This is a genomic window from Flavobacterium sp. GQ95, from assembly GCF_059758655.1.
On sequence record NZ_JCAXEB010000046.1, the window covers coordinates 1 to 1,321 of the forward strand.

At 39.7% G+C, this 1,321-nt stretch carries 1 protein-coding gene; it reads right to left on the reverse strand.

Features of this window, described 5'->3' with window-relative positions; translation table 11 throughout:
- The coding region (locus AC6CH4_RS25855; protein WP_498108196.1) for a SprB repeat-containing protein at positions 1-1,321 on the reverse strand (1,321 nt) is incomplete at both ends.

The following is a 1,321-nucleotide window of genomic DNA, read 5'->3' on the forward strand; positions in this document are numbered from 1 at the left end:
GCAGGTACATTAACACCATTAGTCAACGTGAAAGTACAACCGTTTTTATCTTTTACATAAACAGTCATCGTAACTCCTGCAAATGTTTCAAATGTATTGTCTGATGAATAATTTGTTCCATCAAAACTATATTCATATGGAGTTGTTCCGCCTGCACCAACAACCGTTACAACTGCTTGTGATGGTGCATTTCCTGCAGTACATACTAAAGCTGTAGTAATTGATGAAGTAGCTGATAATGCTGAAGGCTCTGTAATTGTAATTGTTATAGGAACAGTAGATACACATTGCTTAGCATCTTTAACGATAACATTATAAACTCCCTGAGTTAAATTACTGAAAGTATTTCCTGTTACGAAAGCAGCACCGTTTACACTATAAGTATAAGGAGCAATTCCGTCAGCAGGAGTCAATACGAAACTTCCGTTATTTCCTCCAAAACAACTTACATCAACCTGAGTGAATGTTGCTGTCGGAGTTGTTTTAGGACTTACCGTGATAACATTTGATACAGCCTCACAATTTTGTGAATCTGTTACTCTGAAACTGTATGTTCCGTCAACAGTAGGTTTGTATGAAGGACCTGGGATAACAGTGTAAGTAGTTCCGTCATAAACTTCATACTTAGTGTACGTTCCTGTTCCTCCACCTGGAACCAAAGTGATATCAGCCACTAAAGCACAAGTTAAATCCTGAATCAAATTAGCCTGTAAAGTCAATTGTGGTTTTACTTCGTAAGAAACTGATGCAATACATCCGTTTCCGTCCTTAATTCTAAACACATAAGTTCCCGGAGCACTGATTGTAAAGTCACGTGAAGCCTGGAAAGCACCACCGTTTACACTGTAAGTCGCAGCTGGTAAAACATCTGGGTCAGCTGTTGCTGTAACTGTAACTGTAACCGGAGTTCCTGTAAAACAAATTAAAGCAGGAGCCGTAATAGTTGGATCAACATCTCTTTCAATTGGAATTGCAAGCGGTGTACCGATAACACAGTTGTTAGCATCTCTCACATAAACTTTCCAGCTTGTAGTGGTTGCAGGGTTTAATTCGGCTTCGTTTGAAGCTGTAAAAGTTCCAGGTCCTGCAGCACTTGCCTGTACAAATGAGTACTCATAAGGAGCAGTTCCACCTGAAGCTGTTACACTTACTTTAGCACCAAAATCACAATTTGCATTTACATTACTAGCTAATGCCAATGCTAACGCAGTAGGTTCTGTAACTGCAATAGAAGCAGTATTGGTACAGCCTGTGGCTGTATCTGTAACCTCTAATGTATAGTTTCCTGCCACTAAACCTGAAGCCGTAACAACATTTCCTG